Source organism: Snodgrassella sp. W8158 (assembly GCF_016100435.1).
Classification (GTDB): Bacteria; Pseudomonadota; Gammaproteobacteria; order Burkholderiales; family Neisseriaceae; genus Snodgrassella; species Snodgrassella alvi.
This window is the reverse complement of record NZ_JACFSM010000001.1, coordinates 209,127-230,524: the sequence shown is the minus strand read 5'-3', so window position 1 is coordinate 230,524 and position 21,398 is coordinate 209,127. Positions and strand designations below refer to the sequence as shown.

Annotated in this window: 16 protein-coding genes; 10 read left to right on the top strand and 6 right to left on the bottom strand. The window is 38.5% G+C overall.

The window, feature by feature from the left end; translation table 11 throughout:
• Nucleotides 1–17 precede the first annotated feature (17 nt).
• Together H3V11_RS00920 and H3V11_RS00915 are read right to left on the bottom strand one after the other, a co-directional pair.
• A complete protein-coding gene (locus H3V11_RS00920; RefSeq protein ID WP_198223406.1) occupies nucleotides 18–764 on the bottom strand; it encodes a pseudouridine synthase in 747 nt (248 codons plus the stop codon).
• A complete protein-coding gene (locus tag H3V11_RS00915; protein WP_198223405.1) occupies nucleotides 761–1,918 on the bottom strand; it encodes a class I SAM-dependent RNA methyltransferase in 1,158 nt (385 codons plus the stop codon). The genes H3V11_RS00920 and H3V11_RS00915 overlap by 4 nt, the downstream gene beginning before the upstream one ends.
• A gap of 202 nt (nucleotides 1,919–2,120) precedes the next feature.
• Between H3V11_RS00915 and H3V11_RS00910 the strand changes: the two genes are divergently transcribed.
• Complete coding sequence (locus H3V11_RS00910) at nucleotides 2,121–2,405, top strand: YciI family protein (RefSeq protein WP_198223404.1); 285 nt, start codon at nucleotides 2,121–2,123, stop codon at nucleotides 2,403–2,405.
• Between the two features lie 121 nt (nucleotides 2,406–2,526).
• On the opposite strand, the gene H3V11_RS00905 is transcribed toward H3V11_RS00910, so the two are convergent.
• The gene (locus H3V11_RS00905; RefSeq protein WP_198223403.1) at nucleotides 2,527–3,585 is read right to left on the bottom strand and encodes a bifunctional transcriptional activator/DNA repair enzyme AdaA; all 1,059 of its coding nucleotides are present in this window, start codon (nucleotides 3,583–3,585) and stop codon (nucleotides 2,527–2,529) included.
• Nucleotides 3,586–3,919: 334 nt separating this feature from the next.
• Here H3V11_RS00905 and H3V11_RS00900 point away from each other — a divergent pair, with 334 nt between their 5' ends.
• From H3V11_RS00900 to H3V11_RS00865, 9 genes are all read left to right on the top strand, one after another.
• Nucleotides 3,920–5,116 carry a tetratricopeptide repeat protein gene (locus tag H3V11_RS00900; RefSeq protein ID WP_198223402.1) on the top strand — a complete coding sequence of 399 codons (1,197 nt, stop codon included), beginning with the start codon at nucleotides 3,920–3,922 and terminating at the stop codon, nucleotides 5,114–5,116.
• Between the two features lie 38 nt (nucleotides 5,117–5,154).
• Nucleotides 5,155–5,283, top strand: coding sequence for a hypothetical protein (locus tag H3V11_RS11935; RefSeq protein ID WP_255516506.1), 129 nt, complete (start codon nucleotides 5,155–5,157; stop codon nucleotides 5,281–5,283).
• Between the two features lie 65 nt (nucleotides 5,284–5,348).
• Nucleotides 5,349–7,487: an SEL1-like repeat protein gene (locus H3V11_RS00895; protein WP_198223401.1), complete on the top strand. Its 2,139-nt coding sequence runs from the start codon at nucleotides 5,349–5,351 to the stop codon at nucleotides 7,485–7,487.
• A gap of 322 nt (nucleotides 7,488–7,809) precedes the next feature.
• Nucleotides 7,810–9,873, top strand: coding sequence for an SEL1-like repeat protein (locus H3V11_RS00890; protein ID WP_198223400.1), 2,064 nt, complete (start codon nucleotides 7,810–7,812; stop codon nucleotides 9,871–9,873).
• A gap of 164 nt (nucleotides 9,874–10,037) precedes the next feature.
• Entirely contained in the window at nucleotides 10,038–11,228 is a 1,191-nt protein-coding gene (locus H3V11_RS00885; protein WP_084553011.1) for an SEL1-like repeat protein, read from the top strand.
• A gap of 175 nt (nucleotides 11,229–11,403) precedes the next feature.
• Complete coding sequence (locus tag H3V11_RS00880) at nucleotides 11,404–12,798, top strand: tetratricopeptide repeat protein (protein ID WP_198223399.1); 1,395 nt, start codon at nucleotides 11,404–11,406, stop codon at nucleotides 12,796–12,798.
• 270 nt (nucleotides 12,799–13,068) lie between these two features.
• Nucleotides 13,069–14,142 carry an A/G-specific adenine glycosylase gene (gene mutY, locus H3V11_RS00875; RefSeq protein ID WP_198223398.1) on the top strand — a complete coding sequence of 358 codons (1,074 nt, stop codon included), beginning with the start codon at nucleotides 13,069–13,071 and terminating at the stop codon, nucleotides 14,140–14,142.
• A gap of 440 nt (nucleotides 14,143–14,582) precedes the next feature.
• Nucleotides 14,583–17,273, top strand: a complete 2,691-nt coding sequence (gene mgtA / locus H3V11_RS00870; RefSeq protein WP_232335729.1) for a magnesium-translocating P-type ATPase — start codon at nucleotides 14,583–14,585, stop codon at nucleotides 17,271–17,273.
• Nucleotides 17,274–17,495: 222 nt separating this feature from the next.
• Nucleotides 17,496–17,738, top strand: a complete 243-nt coding sequence (locus H3V11_RS00865; protein ID WP_084585912.1) for a helix-hairpin-helix domain-containing protein — start codon at nucleotides 17,496–17,498, stop codon at nucleotides 17,736–17,738.
• A 101-nt stretch (nucleotides 17,739–17,839) separates the two neighbouring features.
• Here H3V11_RS00865 and H3V11_RS00860 read toward each other — a convergent pair whose 3' ends face one another.
• The 3 genes from H3V11_RS00860 to H3V11_RS00850 all read right to left on the bottom strand — a co-directional run bounded on the left by H3V11_RS00860 (nucleotide 17,840) and on the right by H3V11_RS00850 (nucleotide 21,022).
• Nucleotides 17,840–19,108, bottom strand: coding sequence for a glycerate kinase (locus H3V11_RS00860; protein WP_198223396.1), 1,269 nt, complete (start codon nucleotides 19,106–19,108; stop codon nucleotides 17,840–17,842).
• Nucleotides 19,109–19,139: 31 nt separating this feature from the next.
• Entirely contained in the window at nucleotides 19,140–19,997 is an 858-nt protein-coding gene (locus tag H3V11_RS00855; protein WP_198223395.1) for a LysR family transcriptional regulator, read from the bottom strand.
• 572 nt (nucleotides 19,998–20,569) lie between these two features.
• Nucleotides 20,570–21,022 (bottom strand): hypothetical protein, encoded by a 453-nt coding sequence (locus H3V11_RS00850; RefSeq protein WP_084586370.1) that lies wholly within the window; start codon nucleotides 21,020–21,022, stop codon nucleotides 20,570–20,572.
• Nucleotides 21,023–21,398 lie beyond the last annotated feature (376 nt).

Genomic DNA, 21,398 nt, shown 5'->3' with positions numbered 1-21,398 from the left:
GTTCAGGTTGCAGAGTATCAGAATTTTTCCTGCGGGCTTAAATAACGCCATTGTCCCGGTGGCAGGGCACCCAGTTTGATTTTACCCATGCGTACCCGTTTCAGACCGGTTACACGTAAGCCTACCAGTTCACACATGCGCCTGATTTGGCGTTTTTTACCTTGTTTAAGTATAAAACGCAGCTGATCCTGATTTTGCCAGCTGACTTTAGCCGGCCGCAGTTTTTCACCGTCAAGACTTAATCCGTGGTTCAGCAGAGCCAGACCGCTTTCACTCAGTTTACCGGTTACGCGTACGAGATATTCTTTTTCGATACCACTATTTTCACCGATCAGCTGCTTGGCAATACGCCCGTCCTGAGTGAGTACCAGCAAGCCTACTGAATCGATATCCAGACGGCCGGCCGGCGCCAGATGGCGTGTATGCTCCGGCTGAAACTGAATCCGGCTTTTGTCTTCCTGCCAGTGGTTGGCTTCGGTAATCAGCTCAACGGCCGCACGATAACCTTTTTCCGGCTGCGCGCTGACAAAGCCTACTGGCTTATTCAGTAGAATGGTAACGCGTTCGGCTTGCTGACGGTGCGCCTGCCGGTCGAGGTCGATGCGATCACTATTAAAAACTTTTTGCCCAAGTACGGCAGTTTTACCATTAACTTTTACCCAGCCCTTTTCAATATAGTTGTCTGCTTCACGGCGTGAGCATAAACCCAGTTGCGCCATGCGCTTTGACAGACGCTGAGCTTCGTTTTGTTCTATAGTTGTCATGCTTTATGCTCTTTTTGTCGATTAGAACCGGCTACCATATCCAGCAGGAACAGGCGGCAATCCAGATTACCGTTAAACAATGGGATTTTACGTTTTGGCGACAGACGCATCAGTTTGGGCATATCACGGTCGGCGCTGAACATACCGATCAGCCAGCCGGCAAAATGTTGTTTCAGCCAGCTGCCTAATTGGGGATATAAAGCATGTAAGAGCTGAATTTCAGAAAGGCGGACACCATAAGGCGGATTGCTTATCATGATGCCGTTATTCCCGTTCGGACGGGTATCCAGGGCATCTGTTACCTGCCATTGAATATATTGCTCCATACCGGCATAGCGGGCGTTGTCCTGAGCCAGTCTGATTAGCCTGCTATCAATATCTGCTCCGAAAATCGGTGCAGATGGCTGGTGTATGGCTGCCTGAGCAGCGCGACGCAGTTGCTGCCATAAATTATCATTATAATTATTCAGCTTTTCAAAACCGAAAGCACGTTCCAGCCCGGGTGCTGTGCCGGTAGCAATCAGTGCGGCTTCAATGGCAAGGGTACCACTGCCGCAAAAAGGATCCATGAAGGGCTGGCTGCCGTTATAGCCGGCCAGTAACAGTAAACCGGCTGCCAGATTTTCACGTAATGGTGCTTCACCGGTGTCACTGCGGTAGCCACGTTTGAATAAGGCTTCACCACTGCTGTCCAGATAAACAGATATTTCGTTTTTCTCAATAAAGACATGAATGCGGATATCCGGACGAAATTTTTCTATACTGGGGCGGCGGCCGGTTTTATCGCGAAATACATCGCAGATAGCATCTTTTACTTTGAGGGCAGCAAAATTAAGGCTGTTGATTTGTGCCTGTTTGCCTTCAATATGAATTTTGAAATTTTTATCTACGTCAAACCATTCAGGCCAGCAGATTTTCCGGGCCAGTTGATAAATTTCGTTTTCGTTGCGAAAGTGGCCGGTAGTCAGACGAATAAGTACCCGGCTGGCTACACGGCTGTGCAGATTAATTTTGTATACGCTGGCTAAATCACCTGTAAGTGCGATACCGCCGTCATGATTATGAATCTGCTCACAGCCCAGAGTAACCAGTTCCAGATTTAATATGGTTTCCAGCCCGCGCGGACAGCTTACGAAAAGAGAATATGAATTCATGCAGTACTTTATTTAAAGAAGATAGGACATGCTAAATTGGTTTGCGCATGTATAAATAGTATGATTGTAATATTGAAGTTTATGTGCTGACTATTGTTTATGTTTTCGGGCTTGCAAATTTGAGTGATTAAGCGTGAAGATAACCTTAAGATGAAAAGGGACAAGAAGTCTGTATATGTCTAATTAATCGGGGATAAATACCATGTTTATTTTTAAACTGCATTATTTGAAGTCGATAGAAGAAGTAGAAAAATATTTGCCTGCTCATCTGAATTATTTGCAGGAACACTATGATAGTGGTGATTTTATTGCTTCCGGCCGGCAGGTACCGCGCATCGGCGGAGTTATTCTGTGCCGGGCGGTCAGTAAAGAATCGGCGCAGTCTATTATGGTTAAAGATCCGTTTTACATTCATCAGATTGCCGAATATGAACTGATTGAATTTATACCGACAAAATATGCATCAGGTTTTGAAGTGTTTATTTAAAAAATATTTTCAGAATGATGTTTACTTGTTTTTTGTGTTACAGGCAGATAAACGGTAAATCATCATTATGCTGACGCTCAAATCACATTACTGGTTTTATTAGCCTGATGTGTAAACAATTTTATGATTTAAGATTACTTTTTTCATGGTCAATCAGCCATTTTTTACGTTCCAGCCCTCCGCCGTAGCCGGTTAATTTACCATTGGAGCCGATTACTCTGTGACAGGGGATAATAATAGCAATACGATTGAAACCATTGGCATTGGCTACAGCCCGGACTGCCTGAGGATTATGCAGTTTTTCTGCCTGTTGTTTGTAGGTAGTGAGTTCTCCGTAGGGGATCTGTTTGAGACAATTCCAGACTGCCTGTTGAAAATCAGTGCCGGGAGTATGTAGTGGAATAGAAAAATATTTTCGTTTTCCTTCAAAATATTCCTTAATTTGAATTCTGGTCTGAATGATATGTTCATTTTCACCAAAAATAATTGTGGCATTCAGTAATTGCTGTAATTGTTTAAACTCTGTTTCTAACATCCGCCGGTCGACAAATTCCAGCAAACAGACTCCCTGTTGCGTGGCGCAGACAAACATCGGACCTATAGGCGTGGTCAGCCGGTTAATAAGTATGATATTGTTGTTTAAATGGCTGGATGGTGAGTTTTTAGCGATTTTTTTATAGATATAGCCAAAGCCGCTTAATGATCCATAACCATTATCGAAAGCGACATCTATTATTTTTTTACCGGTTTTCAATTCCTGATATGCCTGATTAATCCGGTACATTCTCTGATATGCCTGAAAAGTAATTCCATAATTTTTTTTAAACCAGCGGCGAACAATTTCCGGACTGATTTCATGTTCTCTTAATACGGAATCAGAAATTTTTATCTTCGGATTCTGAGTAATCATTTTTATGGCATTAATAATCTGTTCGGGCGCCTCATTGGCATTTTCAGTCGGTCGGCAAATTTTACATGGGCGGTAACCTGCATTCAGAGCTTCTTTGACTGTATAAAAAAATTCTGTGTTTTCTAATTTAGGCTTTTTTGCTCTGCATGTTGCGATACAAAATATTGAGGTGGTTTTCACACCTGCATAAAAAATACCAATATAACTTTGATCTTTTGTGAGTAAGGCCTGATAGTATTTTTTGATTTCATTTATCTCTGTAACTGGCATTTAAAATATACTTTCCTGTATTTTGTGAACACTGTAAACCAATTCATCTGCCTGCAATGATGTAGTTAAATTACTTTTTATGCATAATTTCATTAGGCGTTTTTAAGCTAAAAGATTATGTAATTAGGTTCTGGAATGAGCATAGTTAAATTTGCTCCAATGTAGTTTCTATTGATGTAGCAGTAAATAAAAAGATATTAAAAATTAATGCTGACAATAACAACCGAAAAATGGATAACTATTTTTATAATTTGAATTATTAGATTGTATGATTTAATCTCTTTGTAATTTAAAATAAAAATATTGTGAGAATAATATAAATCGGTTTTGCAAAATGAGTAAAGAAAAGATGGAAACAAAAAAATCAGATAAGTTTTTAAGTACTCTGGAAGCAGCTCAAAAAGGAGATGCGGATGCCCAATTTGCTCTGGGTGGTATGTATAAACATGGTATAGGAGTCGCACAAGATTATCCAGAAGCATTCAAATACTATAAGCAGGCTGCCGATCAGGGAAATATTGATGCGCAATTTGCTCTGGGTGATATGTATAAGCATAGTATAGGAATCGCACAAGATTATGAACAAGCATTCAAATATTATCAGCAGGCTGCTGAGCAGGGAAATATTGATGCACAAGTCGAATTAAGTGTTATGTATTATGATGGTCAGGGTGTAGAACCGGATCGTGAAAAATCATATGAACTTCATGCAGTCGCTTTAAAAAATCTTCAAGAGGGATATAAAGAATATCTGTTGGGTGCTGAACAGGGAGAGGCTAAAGCACAAGTCAGATTGGGTTATCTGTATAAATACGGCTTAGGTGTAGAACAGGATTATGAAAAGGCATTTGAATATTATTCAGCGGCAGCAGCTCAGGGAGATGCTACCGCACAGTATTATTTAGGTTGTTTATATTATTGCGGTAAAGGTACAGAGCTGAATTACGCTAAAAGTTTTGAATATATTCAGTTAGCTGCGCATCAAGGCAATAGAGATGCCCAATGTGATCTGGCTATTATGTATGAGAATGGTGAGGGAGTAGAGCAAAATTATGCTGAAAGCTGTAAATATTATCAGCTGGCTGCCGAGCAGGGGGATGCTTCAGCACAATTTAATTTAGGTAATTTTTATTACTACGGTGTGGGAGGAGAAAAAGATTACATTAAAGCAATTAAATATTATCAGTTAGCCGCTGATCAGGGTGATAGTTCTGCTTTATATATTTTAGGACGTATTTATAAAACAGGTGAGGGTGTTGCTCAGGATTTTGTTAAAGCAGCGAATTATTTCCAGCGGGCAGTAGAATCGGGCGATATTTCTGCACAAAACGAATTAGATTTTATGTATAAAAACGACAATGGCGTAAACCAAGATTACAAAAAAATCTTTGAATCTTATTCAGTCGGTGTTGAACAAAGAGATATTTTTTCTCTATCTAATTTAGATAAAATGTACTGTTATGGTAAAAGTCTGAAACAAGATAATATTCAAGGTATTGAGCATTATCTAGATAAGCACAATTTGTTTTAGGTTGTATTTATTTTGTTGAAAAAAGTGTCGTTCAGGATATGGCTAAAGCTGAGAATTATTTTCAGCAGGTAGCCATGCAAGAACCTCCTGAAGCTCAGCATTTTCTGGAGCTAATTCATAAAAATAATTCTGGAGTAAAAATAGATGTATTTTTAAAGATTTTATAAAAACTTAGTATAGAAAATAAAATATTTATAGTTAAAAGCGATATTGCAAAATGAGTAATGAGAAGATGGACACAAAAAAATCAGATAAGTTTTTAAGTACTCTGGAAGCGGCTCAAAAAGGAGATGCGGATGCCCAATTTGCTCTGGGTCTTATGTATGAGGATGGAAAAGGAACAGAGCAAAATTATGTAGCTGCCTATAAATACTATAAACTTGCTGCAGACCAGGGAAATATTGATGCACAAGTCAATTTAGGTCTTTTATATGCGTATGGTAATGGCGTAGAACAGAATTATGAAAAGGCAGCTGAATATTATGCAACTGCAGCTGCGAAGGGAGATGCTATTGCCCAGTATAATTTAGGTCTATTGTATGAAAATGGTGATGGTGTAGAAAAGAATTATGCAAAAGCATTTGAATGTTATGCAGCTGCGGCTAAGCAGGGAGATGCTATTGCTCAGTATAACTTAGGTGATTTGTATTATTTCGGTAAAGGTACAGAACAGAATTACACTAAAAGCTTTGAATATTTTCAGTTAGCTGCGCAACAAGGTAATAGTGATGCACAATTTTCTCTTGGTCTTATGTATGAGGATGGAAAAGGAACGGAGCAAAATTATACAGAGGCATATAAATACTATAAGCTGGCTGCCGAACAGGGAAATATCGATGCACAAGTCAATTTAGGTAATTTATATTGCTTTGGAAAAGGAGTAGAGCAAAATTACACTAAAAGCTTTGAATACTATCAGTTAGCCGCGCAACAGGAAGATGCTACTGCTCAGCGTTATTTAGGTAATTTATATTACTTTGGAAAAGGAGTAGAACAAAATTACACTAAAAGCTTTGAATATTATAAATTAGCCGCGCAACAAGGTGATAGTGAAGCACTATACACTTTAGGATATATTTATGACGTTGGAGAGGTAATTGCTCAGGATTATGCAGAGGCACATAAATATTTTAAGCAGGCTGCCCGGCTCGGAAATATTAGTGCACTATTGAGTTTAGGTATTCTATATGAATATGGTCAAGGTGTAGAGCAGAATTATGAAAAGGCAGCAGAGTATTATTCAGCTGCAGCAGCACAGGGACATGCAAATGCTCAGTGTAATTTAGGTGTATTGTATGAAAATGGCGAGGGTGTAGATCAGAGCTGTGAAAAGGCATTTGAATATTATTCAGCTGCAGCTGAACAGGGACATGCTGCTGCCCAGTGTAATTTAGGTAGATTGTATGAAAATGGTGATGGTGTAGAGCAGAATTATGAAAAGGCGGCAGAATATTATGCAGCTGCAGCTGAACAGGGATATGCTAATGCCCAGTGTAATTTAGGTATATTGTATGAAAATGGTGATGGTGTAGAGCAGAATTATGAAAAGGCAGCAGAGTATTATTCAGCTGCAGCTGAACAGGGACATGCAAATGCTCAGTGTAATTTAGGTGTATTGTATGAAACGGGCGATGGTGTAGATCAGAGCTGTGAAAAGGCGGTTGAATATTATTTGGCTGCAGCTGAACAGGGAAATGCAAATGCTCAGTGTAATTTAGGTGTATTGTATGAAAATGGCGATGGTGTAGAGCAGAATTATGAAAAGGCAGCAGAGTATTATTTAGCAGCTGCTACACAGGGACATGCTATTGCCCAGAGTAATTTAGGTAATTTATATTACTATGGTAGAGGTGTAGAAAAAAATTACAACAAAAGTTTTGAATATCATCAGTTAGCTGCGCAACAAAACTATGGTGAATCACAATATCAACTAGGTTTGATGTATTGTAAAGGTCTTGGAGTAAAACTGAGTAAGATTAATGCTTATAAATATTATTTACAAGCATCTACGCAAAAGCATGTTAATGCCGAGAATGAACTGGGATGCATGTATGCTGAAGGTAAGGGAATAAAACAAAATTTTAAAATAGCAAGGGATTATTTTTATTCAGCCGCCAGAAAAGGACATAGAGGAGCACTAAATAAGTTAGGACTTATGTTTCTCTCAGGAAATGGTGTACGGCAGAATTATATGAAAGCAGTATATTACTTTTGTTTGGCAGCAAAACGGGGTGAAACAGAGGCATGGCACAATTTAGGAATAATGTATGCCGATGGTCAGGGTGTGAAAAAAAATAAACGCTTTGGCCAGCAACTGATCAAAAGAAGCGCTGTATACAAAAAAACGGGGACACGTAGATTTTATCAGTGATTAATCTAAAACTGATGGAAGAAATAAAGCGTAGTATTCAGGCTGAATAAACATTACTGTATTAAAGTATGATTGAAAAATTAAATAGAATTAATTCGATGATTAATGATATTTAAAAAAAGTCTGAAATCCGATATTTTAAAAGCAGATTTTTTATATTCACTGTTTATACTCAATACAAATATTAAGAATGATTGCTAATGATATATAAAATGATGACTATTTTTGTTATTGGTATCAGAATTTAGGTTTATCTGTATTTTATAAATACAATAAATTGAGAATATTTTAAAAGCAACCTTGTAAAAGGAATAATAAGTATATGGAAACAAAAAAATCAGATAAATTTTTAAGTACTCTGGAAGCGGCTCAAAAAGGAGATGCGGATGCCCAATTTAACCTGGGTGCTATGTATGAGAACGGAGAAGAAACAGAGCAAAATTATGCAGAGGCATATAAATACTATAGGCTGGCTGCCGAACAGGGAAACATTGGAGCACAAGTCAATTTAGGTTTATTTTATAGCGAGGGTTATGGAGTAGAGCAGAATTATGAAAAGGCAGCTGAATATTATGCAGCTGCAGCTGCGAAGGGAGATGCTATTGCTCAGTATAATTTAGGTCTATTGTATGAAAATGGTGATGGTGTAGAACAGGATTATGCAAAAGCATTCGAATGTTATGCAGCTGCGGCTAAGCAGGGAGATGCTATTGCTCAGTATAACTTAGGTGATTTGTATTATTTCGGTAAAGGTACAGAACAAAATTACACTAAAAGCTTTGAGTATTGTCAGTTGGCTGCGCAACAGGGTGACAGTGATGCTCAATTTACTCTGGGTATCATGTATGAGAAAGGTAAGGGAACAGAGCAAAATTATGCAGAAGCATATAAATACTATAAGCTGGCTGCCAAGCAGGGAAATAGTGATGCACAAGTTAATTTAGGTATTTTATATGAAAACGGTGATGGTGTAGAACAGAATTATGCAAAAGCATTTGAGTGTTATCAGGCTGCCGCTGAGCAAGGAAATCCTATCGCTCAATATTATGCAGGTAGTATGTATTATTATGGTAAAGGTGTAGAACAAAGCTTCATTAAAAGTATTGAATATTATAAGTCAGCTGCGGAACAGGGAAATAGTGATGCCCAATTTACTCTGGGTATCATGTATGAGAAAGGTAAGGGAACAGAGCAAAATTATGCAGAAGCATATAAATACTTTAAGCTGGCTGCTGAACAAGGAAATATTGGGGCACAAATCAATTTAGGCACTTTGTATTATGAGGGTAAGGGTGTAGAACAGAATTATGCAAAAGCAATAAAGTATTATCGATTAGCTGTGCAACAAGGTGATAGTGATGTGCAATTTCATCTGGGTAATATGTACAGAGATGGAGAGGGGACAGCACAAGATTATACTGAAGCATATAAATACTATAGACTGGCTGCTGAACAGGGAAATATTGATGCACAAATTAATTTAGGTATTTTATATAAGTATGGTTTTGGTGTAGAACAGGATTATGCAAAAGCATTTGAGTATATTGCAGCAGCTGCTGAACATGGAAATGCCACTGGACAGTGTAATTTAGGTGATTTGTATTATTTCGGTAAAGGTGTAGAACAGAATTACATTAAAAGTATTAAATATTATAAATTAGCTGCGCAACAGGGTAATAGCGATGCCCAAAATAAACTGGGTGTTATATATGAATGTGGACGGGGAATAGAACAAAATTTTGCAGAAGCATACAAATATTATAAGTTTGCAGCAGAACAGGGAAATATTGATGCACAAGTTAATTTAGGTGATTTGTATTATTTCGGTAAAGGTAGAGAACAGAATTACGCTAAAAGCTTTGAATATTTTCAGTTAGCTGCGCAACAAGGCAATAGCGATGCACAATTTTCTCTGGGTCTTATGTATGCAAAAGGAGAAGGAAAGGAGCAAAATTATACAGAGGCATGTAAATATTATAAGCTGGCTGCGGAACAGGGAAATAGTGATGCACAAATTAATTTAGGTATTTTATATGAAAACGGTAATGGTGTAGAAAAGAATTATAAAAAAGCATTTAGGTATTATCTGGCTGCCGCTGAGCAAGGAAATCCTATCGCTCAATATTATGCAGGTAGTATGTACTATTATGGTAGAGGTGTAGAACAAAGCTATATTAAAAGTATTGAATATTATAAGCTAGCTGCGGAACAGGGAGATAGTGATGCACAATTTGCTCTTGGTCTTATGTATGAGGATGGTGAAGGAACGGAGCAAAATTATACAAAGGCATATAAATACTATAAGCTGGCGGCAGAACAAGGACACTCTGGAGCTCAGCATAATCTGGAGCTTATGCAAGAAAATGGTTTTGGAATAAAGAAATAAAAGTATTTTCAGAAAATTTATAAAAAAAGTAGTACAAAAATCTTTGTGTCTGAATGCTATATAACTTTTTTATTATTGATCTCTATGATTGAGGTTATTTATATTTGCAGATAAAAATATTCTGAAAAAGTTTAAAAGCTTACTGTAAAAGGAATAATAAGAAGATGGAAACGAAGAAATCAGATAAATTTTTAAATACTCTGGAAGCGGCTCGAAAGGGGAATGCGGATGCACAATTTGCTCTGGGTGTTATGTATGAGGATGGAGAAGGAACAGAGCAAAATTATGTAGAAGCATATAAATACTATAAATTGGCTGCCGAACAGGGAAATATCGATGCACAATTCAATTTAGGTTTATTGTATAGCGAGGGCTATGGCGTAGAGCAGAATTATGAAAAGGCAGCTGAATATTATGCGGCTGCAGCTGCACAGGGGGATGCTTCCGCTCAATGTAATCTGGGTATATTGTATAGTGATGGTTATGGTGTAGAGCAGAATTATGAAAAGGCAGCTAAGTATTATTCAGCTGCAGCTGCACAGGGAAATGCAAATGCTCAGAGTAATTTAGGTATATTGTATGAAGATGGTTATGGTGTAGAGCAGAATTATGAAAAGGCAGCTGAGTATTATTTGGCTGCAGCTGCACAGGGAGTTGATATTGCCCAAAGTAAATTAGGATTTTTATATTACAACGGCTATGGTGTAGAGCAAAATTATGAAAAGGCGGTTGAGTATTATTCAGCTGCAGCTGCGCAAGGAGATGTTACTGCCCAGTATAACTTAGCTAATTTATATTACTATGGAAAAGGCGTAGAACAAAATTATACTAAAAGTATTGAATACTATCAGTTAGCAGCGCAACAGGGTAATAGTAAGGCACAATTTACTTTAGGATATATTTATAAAACTGGTGAAGGTGTTGCTCAGGATTATGCGGAGGCATATAAATATTATAAGCTGGCTGCAGAACAGGGAAATAGTGATGCACAAATTAATTTAGGTATTTTATATGAAAACGGTGATGGTGTAGAACAGAATTATGCAAAAGCATTTGAGTATTATCTGGCTGCCGCTGAGCAAGGGAATCCTATTGCTCAATATTATGCAGGTAGTATGTATTATTATGGTAAAGGTGTAGAACAAAGCTTCATTAAAAGTCTTGAATATTATAAGCCAGCTGCGGAACAAGGAAATAGTGATGCACAATTTGCTCTGGGTTTTATGTATATAAATGGTGAAGGAGCAGAGCAAAATTATGCAGAGGCATATGAGTACTTTAATCTGGCGGCAGAACAAGGACACTCTGGAGCTCAGCATAATCTGGAGCTTATGAAGAAAATGGTTTTGGAATAAAGAAATAAAAGTATTTTCAGAAAATTTATAAAAAAGTAGTACAAAAATCTTTGATGATGTCTGAATGCTATATAACTTTTTTATTATTGATCTCTATGGTTGAGGTTGTTTATATTTGCAGATAAAAATATTCTGAAAAAGTTTAAAAGCTTACTGTAAAAGGAATAATAAGAAGATGGAAACAAAAAGTTCAGATAATTTTTTATGTGTTCTGGAAGCTGCAAAAAAAGGAGATGTTAATGCCCAATTTACTGTTGGATTAATGTATTACAAGGGTGCAGGCGTTGAGCAGAATTATATTAATGCTTTTAACTATTTTAAGTTAGCATCTGAACAAGGTGATAGTGGTGCTCAATATAATTTAGGCGTGATGTATTACTATGGAGAAGGAGTAAAACAGGATTTTACAAAGGCATTTTATTATTGCCGGTTATCTGCTGAACAAGGGAATGAAGATGCTTTGCTCAGTCTGGCAAACATGTATGAAAAAGGTAATAGTCTTCAGCAGGATTATGATAAAGCTATATATTATTATCAGCTAGCCTCTGATAGAGGAAATATAAATGCACAGTTTCATTTAGGATATGTTTACTATAATGGTATAGGGGTAGAACAAAATTTTGCGCAGGCATTTAAGTATTATCAACTGGCTGCTAAACAAGGACATGCCGATGCTCTGACTAATCTGGGTATGATGTATAGCGAAGGTTCAGGCGTCAAACAGAATCACAAACAAGCCTTAAAGTACTTTCATCTTGCAGCATTAAAGAACAGTCCGGAAGCACTATTTAATCTTGGTGCATATTACAGATATGGCTATGGTGGTATTGAACAAAATGATACCGAAGCTATTAAATATTATAAATTAGCGGCTGATCAGGGTAATGCAATTGCACAATATAATCTGGGTGTAATTTATGAGTTTGGTCAGATTGTCCCGGCTGATTATTCTAAATCAGTTAAATATTATAAACTGGCAGCCAAAAAAGGGTATTCTTACGCTATCTATAATTTAGGGCTGATGTTGTTTAATGGTAAGGGTATTGAACAAGATTATCAGAGAGCTGCTCAGTGTTATCGTCTTGCTGCTAAAAAGGGCTTGGCAGCTGCGCAATATAATATGGGATTAATGTATTTCAAAGGTACAGAGATAGAACAGAATTATGAAGAGGCTGTCAAATATTTTCAATTAGCGGCAGATCAGGGAAAAATTGGTGCTCAGGCTCATTTGGGGTATTTGTATAGTGAGGGAGAGGGTGTTAAACAAGATTTTATAAAATCATTAAAATACTACCAATTGGCTGCCGACCAGGGAGATTCGTTCTCACAAAATAGCTTAGCTAATATGTATGAGAATGGTGAAGGAGTGAAACAGGACTTTGCAAAAGCAGCCAGATATTATCAGCTGGCGGCTAAACAGGAAAATGCAGATGCTCAGTATAATCTGGCCTATATGTTTTTGAATGGTACCGGTGTCAAACAAAATAAACGGATAGCTAAAGAATTATTCGGTAAGAGCTGTAAAAATGGTAATCAGGAAGCATGTGAAATATACAATCAATTGAAATAAAACCATATTGGTTATCATGGATATTATTTTTTCATTTTAAAACTATGAATGCTGAAATTTTTTAACAGTAGATTTTAATAAGTAGTCACTGTTATTTAAATTTTATATCATGAAATTTAATACTATTGATAATATTTCTCTGTTTATGATTATGAAATAATTTTGCTTTTCTAAAGCAGATTCTTGTTTTATGTCTATAATCACCCATATTAGTTTATTACCTGAATTATTCAGGCTGATCATGAATTTTTTATGTTAAATTAGGGTGTTATGAATAAACAAGCAGTGCAGGAGGCGGAGTTTGCTCCTCGCCTGGTAAGCTGGCAGCGTCAGCATGGCCGGCATGGTCTGCCATGGCAGTGTCGTGAACCATATAAGGTATGGTTATCGGAAATTATGTTGCAGCAAACGCAGGTGTCCACGGTACTTGATTATTATCCGCGCTTTCTGGCTGCATTTCCTGATGTCCGGGCACTGGCGGCGGCTGATGAAGATAAAGTGCTGGGTCTGTGGCAAGGGCTGGGCTACTACAGTCGTGCACGCAATTTGCATAAGGCTGCCAGACAAGTTATATCTGAATTTTCAGGAAATTTTCCACACAGTCGTGTGGAATTACAAACTTTATGTGGTGTAGGTCGCAGTACGGCAGCAGCGATTGCTGCATTTTGCTTTGATGCACGCGAAACCATTCTGGATGGTAATGTAAAGCGGGTATTGTGCCGGGTTTTTGCTCTGGACGGTGATATTGCGAATAAAGCTTTTGAAGATCAGCTTTGGCGCAAAGCAGAAGCTTTGCTGCCACTTAATGCAGCAGATATGCCGGCTTATATTCAGGGGTTGATGGATTTGGGAGCAACGGTATGTAAGCGCAGTAAGCCAATATGCTGTTCATGTCCGATGAACGATCTGTGTCAGGCATATGCCCAGAACCGTATTGCTGAATTACCGCGTAAGAAAAAAGCTGTAAGTGTAAAAAATTTATCGCTATATTGGCTGGTTTTACGTAACTGTGATGGTGCAATATTTTTGCATAAACGTCCAGCTAAAGGAATATGGGGTGGTTTATGGTGTGTACCATGTGCAGACAGTCTGGATGATTTGTATAAACTTGCTGCAAAGTTTGGTTGTACTGCTGAAGATTTAACTGAAGGTATTGAATTCAGTCATCGTTTAACTCATCGTCAATTGCTTATTCTGCCTTTTGCTGCTCAGATAAATACCGGGCAGGATGCTGCATTTTGTGCAATAACTGGTGAATGGGTATCAGCCAATAATCTGAATGCATATGGTATCCCTAAACCGTTATATGATTATCTGAACGTAAAACAGAGCAGTCTTTTTTAATTTGATTATTATGTTAATAGCATAATTTTTAACCGCTATTTTGCTGCGTATATTTATTTTTAAATTTGTCTGTTTTATGTGCATATTATCGTTATTAATATTATATATTGTGAATAATATTGTTTTTTAATTTGTATAGCGTAAATATAATTGACACTGACATCACAAATATGTATAAACGCTATCTTGCTGAAATATTGCTGTCTTTCAGATGTTTTAGTTATTCAGACAGAATAAAGAAGAGAAAGCTGTTGTTTCAGTAAGGTGTGCTTAATTCTATGTATTAAGTATCTGATTATTTAACCGGGAATAAAACAATGGAAGAAGATTCGAGTCGACCGTTTATTTTATTAAAACAACAACTGCAACAAGGCCGTTGATGTTTCCGGGTTAACAGTATCTGCCGACCGGGAAATATCATGGTCGGTGAGGTACTGTTTATGAAAAAATTCAAAAAAATCATTTCCCAACCAGTGGTAATCAAGGCTGTGCTGGAGTCCCGCAATAGTCTTGACCATACGCTGTCTAATTTACAGACCAGTTTAAATGGTCTGACTGAGCAGGATGTTAAAGAAAGACTGATCAGTTTTGGCAATAATGATGTTGTGCACGATAAAGCACCATCAGTCTGGCTGCAATTATTACTAGCCTTTAAAAATCCGTTTATTTTTGTTTTACTGGCGCTGGCTTTGGTAAGCTTTTTCACTGATTATCTGATTCCTTTGCATAATGGCGAAGAAACCAGTGTGAGCGGTATTACAATAATTCTGGTAATGGTTCTGCTCAGTGGTGTACTCAGTTTCTGGCAGGAATATCGTTCCAATAAGGCTGCACAGGCGCTGAAATCTATGATCAGCACCACTGCTACAGTAGTGCGCCGCAGCCATAGAGATATCAATGCAGAACAGCTTGAAGTACCGATTAAAGAAGTAGTACCGGGAGATATTATTTTGTTATCTGCCGGCGATATGGTACCGGCTGATGTGCGTCTGATTGAATCACGTGATTTGTTTATCAGTCAGGCCGTACTGACCGGTGAGTCTATTCCGGTAGAGAAATCTGATACTCTTGGCATGAATAGCTCGCTAGCTATTGAAGAGCAGCCATTATCAGCTGATCCGCTGGATGCAGAAAACATCTGCTTTATGGGTACTAATATTGTCAGTGGTACGGCTAAAGCTGTGGTTGTGGCAACAGGAAATGATACCTATTTTGGCTCTCTGGCCAAATCCATTGTCGGTACACGCAGCCAGACTGCGTTTGATCGCGGTGTAAACAGTGTAAGCCATCTGCTGATTCGTTTTATGCTGGTTCTGGTACCGGTGGTGTTGCTGATTAATGGCTTCACTAAGGGAGACTGGGGTGATGCTGCCCTGTTTGCACTTGCTGTTGCTGTCGGGCTGACTCCTGAGATGCTGCCCATGATTGTCAGTGCCAATCTGGCTAAAGGTGCTATGGCCATGGCACGGCGTAAGGTAGTGGTAAAACGCCTGAGTGCTATTCAGAATTTCGGTTCAATGGATATTTTATGTACAGATAAAACCGGTACATTAACTCAGGATAAAATTATTCTTGAGCATTACACGAATATTCATGGCAATAATGATAGTGAAGTTTTGCAACTGGCCTGGTTAAACAGTTCCTATCAGAGCGGTATGAAAAATCTGATGGATAAAGCCATTGTGCGTTTTGCACAGGAGCCTGAAAACAGGGCGGGTATCAGCGATGGTGGTTATCATAAAATTGATGAATTACCGTTTGATTTTATTCGCCGGCGTTTATCTGTGGTTTTACAGGATGAAGAACAGCGCCATGTGCTGATTTGTAAGGGCGCAGTGGAAGAAATGCTGTCTATTTCCAGCCGTGTTTATGAGCACGGAGAATATTTGCCATTAGATGCAGCGCGGCGGGAACAATTGCTGGCTTTAGCTGAAAGCTATAATAAGGAAGGCTTTCGGGTACTGGCGATTGGTAAAAAATACATTACTGCTGAAGCCCAGAAAGCACAATATGCAGTTGCTGATGAAACTGAGCTTACTCTGTTCGGCTTTCTGACATTTCTTGATCCGCCGAAAGACAGTGCTGCACAGGCTATTGCTGCGCTGAGTGAAAATGGTGTGGCTGTTAAGGTTTTAACTGGTGATAATGCGATTGTTACCCGTAAGATTTGTTATGAAGTAGGAATTGAAGCCGGACAGCCTTTACTAGGTAGTGAAATTGAGGCTCTAAGTGATGAGGAACTGAAACCTCTGCTGGAAAAACACACTGTATTTGCTAAACTTACACCATTACAGAAATCACGCATTATTCGTCTGCTTCAGGAAAACGGACATACAGTCGGTTTTCTTGGTGACGGTATCAATGATGCTCCGGCTCTGCGCGATGCCGATGTCGGTATTTCTGTGGATACAGCTACTGATATTGCTAAGGAATCGGCTGATATTATTCTGCTGGAAAAAAGTCTGATGGTATTGGAAGAGGGCGTAATCAAAGGACGTGAAACTTTTGGCAATATTATTAAATATCTGAATATGACTGCCAGCTCTAATTTTGGCAATGTGTTTTCTGTATTGTTTGCCAGTGCGTTCCTGCCATTTCTGCCTATGCTGGCTATTCAGTTACTGATTCAGAATCTTCTGTATGATTTTTCTCAGCTATCACTGCCATGGGATAAAATGGATGAGGAATTTTTGCGTAAACCGCGTAAATGGGATGTATCCAATATCAGCCGTTTTATGCTGTTTATCGGTCCTATTTCCTCTATATTTGATATCAGTACTTTTGCGCTGATGTGGTTTGTGTTCCATGCTAATGCGCCAGAAGTGCAGAATCTGTTTCATTCCGGCTGGTTTGTAGAAGGTTTATTGTCACAGACTCTGGTAGTACATATGCTGCGTACCCGCAGAATACCGTTTGTACAAAGTACTGCTGCTTTACCGGTATTGCTGATGACAGGGTTAATTATGGCTATTGGTATTTATATTCCGTTTTCGCCGATTAGCAGCTGGATCGGGCTGGTACCGCTGCCATGGCAATATTTCCCCTGGCTGGTACTGACACTGGGTTGTTACTGTATTGTGACTCAGATAGTGAAACGCTGGTATATTCGCCGTTTCGGACAATGGTTCTGAATGTTATGTAAAAAAAGCGAGTTGAGTACTCGCTTTTTTTAGGTCTGAATTAAATAAGGATAAGCTAAATACTGATTTTAATGCCTAAATACTTTTATCAGGATGAGTATAAGAACTGGCAGTTCTAAGAGTGAATCTGATTATTTTTCAGTTTGCTGTATAACTGATATTTATAGTATTTTAAATCATATTGAAATTATTATATTCAGAAAAGGGAAATAAATGGCATTTACTGAAACTGAAAAAGCGGCTTTGCTTACTGTAAAAGGGGTAGGAGAAAAGGTAATTATGCGTCTGGAGCAGATGGGTATTGACTCATTGGATAAGCTTGCTCTTGCAAACCCACAGGATATCACTGAGCAGGCAGCCAGTCTGGTTGGCAGCAGCTGCTGGAAAAACAGTCCGCAAGCCAAAGCAGCTGTCACTATGGCAGTAGATTTTGCGCGCGGAAAAGTTCAGAAATGAGTAAATCTGTATTGTTTAGAGCAATTAACTACTGTATGTCTGATAAAAATATATTATTTATTAACAACAATTTATCAGGTTGGTTTTTACTATTATTTAATTTACAGCACTAAGATTGCACGAAAGTCATTGATATTGGTTAATGTAGGGGTTGTCACCAGTAGTTGTCCGGTTGTGCTGAAAAAATCATATGCATTATGATTATTCAGCATATCTTGTGCTGATATTCCGGCCTGTTCAGCACGGAGTAATGTATCAGGTGTTAGCCATGCTCCGGCATTATCTTCGCTGCCATCAATACCATCTGTATCGGCCGCCAGTGCATAAATATTGTTTGCTCCATTCAGAGCAATAGCCAGTGCCAGTAAAAATTCAGTGTTACGACCGCCGCGTCCTTGTTGCCGGTTCAGGGTAACAGTGGTTTCTCCACCGCTGAGAATCAGCAAAGGTTTACTGCGCTGATGCCGGTTTTGCTGAAACAGAGCGATTCCGGCCATCACCTGAGCCACTTCCCGTGCTTCGCCACCTATACGGTCTCCCAGATACAGTACTTCAATTTCCTGATTAATTGCCCAATTTTGCACGGCAGTAAATACCTGATCAGGGTTAATAATTATGTGAGCACTGCTGTTTGGAAGATTTTTAGGTGTTTCTGCATCAGCTTTGTTTAAATAGGCGATAACACTTGCAGGGAGGTCGATTTGGTATTGATTAACGATACGTTTAATATCAGCCAGTGTGGTAGGATCGGGCACACCTGCGCCGGAGCCTATGGTACTGATATCATCACCAACTACATCTGAAATAGCCAGAGTGGTGATATGTGCTGGTGCTGCTGCGGCAGCCAGTCGACCGCCTTTGATGCGAGAAAGATGTTTCCGCAGTGTATTCATAGCGTCTATGGGAACACCATTACTAAGTAACTGGCGGTTAATATATTGCTTATCAGCCAGTGTAATGCTGCTAACAGGCAGTGTGGTCAGAGCGGAAGCACCGCCGGAAACGAGATAATATACCTGATCGTGCGGATTTAGTCCGCTAACAGCATTAAGTAAGGCCTGAGCAGCAGCCTGTCCGGCAGTGTCCGGCAGGGGATGACTGGCTTCGAGTACTTTGATGTGCTTTGTAGGGGTAGTGTGTCCGTAGCGGGTAACAACGACACCGGATAATGGCGGATAGTCTTGCGGCCAGATTCTTTCCCATTCAGCCGCCATGGCAGCAGCAGCTTTGCCTGCACCGACAACTATCACTCGTCCGCATGGATTGGTCTGTGGTAACCAGTTACTCATTTTATTCACCGGACTGGCTTCTTCGATAGTATAGCGAAATAATTGCTGTAAAAAGCTGATGGCATTAACGTGGCTGAGCATACTGTTCTCCCCTTAGACTTTTTATTGGATTTTAGCGGTTTTTAGCAGTTTCAAATTTTTCTGCCAGAAAATCAATAAAACTACGCACTTTAGCGCTGAGAAATTCACGATTCATATAGGCCGCATACAGTGTATGGCTTTCCGGACAAGCGATGTGTTCGATGATTTCTAAACGTTTTTGTTGTATATCTTCTCTCACCATCCATTCAGGCAAGTATGCCAGTCCCATATGATTAAGCGCCATCTTGTGTATTAGCAGAGCACTGTTACTGGTACAGGCAGGAATAAGTGGTAAATCAAGATGAACATATTGTGGTAACAGACCATAATGCTGTTTCAGGTCTGCTACAGTATGCGGCATGCCGTATTTTTGCAGATATTTCGGGCTGGCTACCCATAAAAAATCAATGGGGGTAATGGGTTTAACAATGAGATTGGGTTCAGGGTTATTGGTGACACGTAAAGCAAGATCGATACCCTCTGCAACCAGATCGGTACGCCGGCTGTCCAGGTTGATGGATAAACTTACTTCCGGAAATTGCTGCCGGTATTCTGATAGAATTTCACTAAACTGACGTGAAGCACACCAGTTAGGAGCGGTAATTTTAAGTAAGCCCTGCGGTTTGACCGTACCAGCCTGTGCAACACGTTTGGCTTCGGTAAGTGTATCCAGTGCTTCTACACAGCGATGATAGTATTCCTGTCCGGCTTCGGTAAGGCTGATGCGACGGCTGGTACGGTTGAGTAGTTTAGCCTGAATGTTTTTTTCCAGATGATGCAGGTGTTTACTGGCCATCGCAGTAGAAATATCCATAAATTCAGCTGCTTTAGTGAAGCTGCCTAACTCTACTACGTAACGGAAAACCCACATGCTTTGTAATGTGTCCATTCTGTTTCTTTAAAGGAAATAATTATTTAATAAAAATGATATCGTTTCTTTTTAGTAAATTCAATACACTATTTTCATGTTTTTTATGAATGAATGGCAGAAATTACTATGTTTGAGATAGATAAGATTCATACTATGGGGGCTGAGTTTGCTTTGGGGTTACTACGTATAGTCGTAGCATTTTTATACATACAGCATGCCACGGCAAAATTTTTATAGCGGCGATTTTCAATGACTGACGGGAATGGATCAATAGTGTTATTTTTGATAATAAGTGTTGCCAGTATGCAGGAATGATTGGGAAGTATTCTGTTGCAGGCGGTGGTCATTTTTAAGACGGAAAATCGGTTTCAATAATTGCAGATTGTTACTTAAATGGCATTTTAAGCAGATGCCGGTGCTAGCGATAATTTTATGTATCTGCTGAAATAATTATTATAAACCTGGATTTATGTCTGATAAGAGTTATAAAGGTTTAATTGGAATGGATTGGATTTTTTAGGAATATATGCCAATTTCATTAGAAAAAAGATTATTTATTTTGTACTAAATTTTTTTATTTAAAACTGATGCTAATATCTTTTTTTAGATTTCCAATAATCCAGAGTTGATTTAGATTTTCGATAATAATAAATTGCAGTAATAATAATCATAAAAGATAAAAATAAATAACAATAAAACTCAAATTTACGGCTATGATTGCCTTTGATATCTGCTACTTTAGGAAAAAATTTACTATAGATAATTTTAATTGTATTACCAGGAGATAAGTGATAATCGCTACGAATATTTGTAATATAAGTTTTATTGTATTTGTCGGTATATATAACTGTCAGTATATAGACTTCCCCATTTTTTCTTGAGGAAAAGATAGATTCTTTGGAATCAATTACCGTAGCGAATGTTTCTTCACTGTATCTGGAAAGTATGAAAAGTAATTTTGCATCATATAAAGTTGTACCTATAATCTCAAAGCTAAAAAATATGGCAACCACTAACAAAAGTATTTTTTCTATTTTACTCATAATATAAAGAATAATAATAAATATTTACATATTAAATTAATTAAATAATATAATTTATTTATTTTTACAATTCAAGCAATATATAGAATGTTCAGAGTATTTCAAACCATGTGTCGGTTGTGTGCTCTGAACATCTTTATCAGTGATGACTTAATCAAAACGGCGGATATAACGAATTTCATTCCGGCTGATCCGGTACCTATGCGCACAATATTCTGATAATGGCGATTTTTATAACTGACGAGACTGGATCAATAGCATTTCGATAATAGGTGTTGCTGATATGCTGGAATGATTAGAAAATTTTCTGTTGCTGACGGGTCTGTTTGTGCGGGCTGAGTGGTTTACTGTTGTTGGTCGTTTTAAGACAGAAAAT

What these genes read in the sequence shown, in the direction of transcription:
- H3V11_RS00920 (WP_198223406.1), bottom strand. Translation starts at nt 764, where the DNA reads ATGACAACTATAGAACAAAACGAAGCTCAGCGTCTGTCAAAGCGCATG.
- H3V11_RS00850 (WP_084586370.1), bottom strand. Translation starts at nt 21,022, where the DNA reads ATGAGTAAAATAGAAAAAATACTTTTGTTAGTGGTTGCCATATTTTTT.
- H3V11_RS00865 (WP_084585912.1), top strand. Translation starts at nt 17,496, where the DNA reads ATGGCATTTACTGAAACTGAAAAAGCGGCTTTGCTTACTGTAAAAGGG.
- mutY (WP_198223398.1), top strand. Translation starts at nt 13,069, where the DNA reads ATGAATAAACAAGCAGTGCAGGAGGCGGAGTTTGCTCCTCGCCTGGTA.
- H3V11_RS00860 (WP_198223396.1), bottom strand. Translation starts at nt 19,108, where the DNA reads ATGCTCAGCCACGTTAATGCCATCAGCTTTTTACAGCAATTATTTCGC.
- mgtA (WP_232335729.1), top strand. Translation starts at nt 14,583, where the DNA reads ATGAAAAAATTCAAAAAAATCATTTCCCAACCAGTGGTAATCAAGGCT.
- H3V11_RS00885 (WP_084553011.1), top strand. Translation starts at nt 10,038, where the DNA reads ATGGAAACGAAGAAATCAGATAAATTTTTAAATACTCTGGAAGCGGCT.
- H3V11_RS00910 (WP_198223404.1), top strand. Translation starts at nt 2,121, where the DNA reads ATGTTTATTTTTAAACTGCATTATTTGAAGTCGATAGAAGAAGTAGAA.
- H3V11_RS00880 (WP_198223399.1), top strand. Translation starts at nt 11,404, where the DNA reads ATGGAAACAAAAAGTTCAGATAATTTTTTATGTGTTCTGGAAGCTGCA.
- H3V11_RS00900 (WP_198223402.1), top strand. Translation starts at nt 3,920, where the DNA reads ATGAGTAAAGAAAAGATGGAAACAAAAAAATCAGATAAGTTTTTAAGT.
- H3V11_RS00905 (WP_198223403.1), bottom strand. Translation starts at nt 3,585, where the DNA reads ATGCCAGTTACAGAGATAAATGAAATCAAAAAATACTATCAGGCCTTA.
- H3V11_RS00915 (WP_198223405.1), bottom strand. Translation starts at nt 1,918, where the DNA reads ATGAATTCATATTCTCTTTTCGTAAGCTGTCCGCGCGGGCTGGAAACC.
- H3V11_RS00890 (WP_198223400.1), top strand. Translation starts at nt 7,810, where the DNA reads ATGGAAACAAAAAAATCAGATAAATTTTTAAGTACTCTGGAAGCGGCT.
- H3V11_RS11935 (WP_255516506.1), top strand. Translation starts at nt 5,155, where the DNA reads ATGGCTAAAGCTGAGAATTATTTTCAGCAGGTAGCCATGCAAGAACCT.
- H3V11_RS00895 (WP_198223401.1), top strand. Translation starts at nt 5,349, where the DNA reads ATGGACACAAAAAAATCAGATAAGTTTTTAAGTACTCTGGAAGCGGCT.
- H3V11_RS00855 (WP_198223395.1), bottom strand. Translation starts at nt 19,997, where the DNA reads ATGGACACATTACAAAGCATGTGGGTTTTCCGTTACGTAGTAGAGTTA.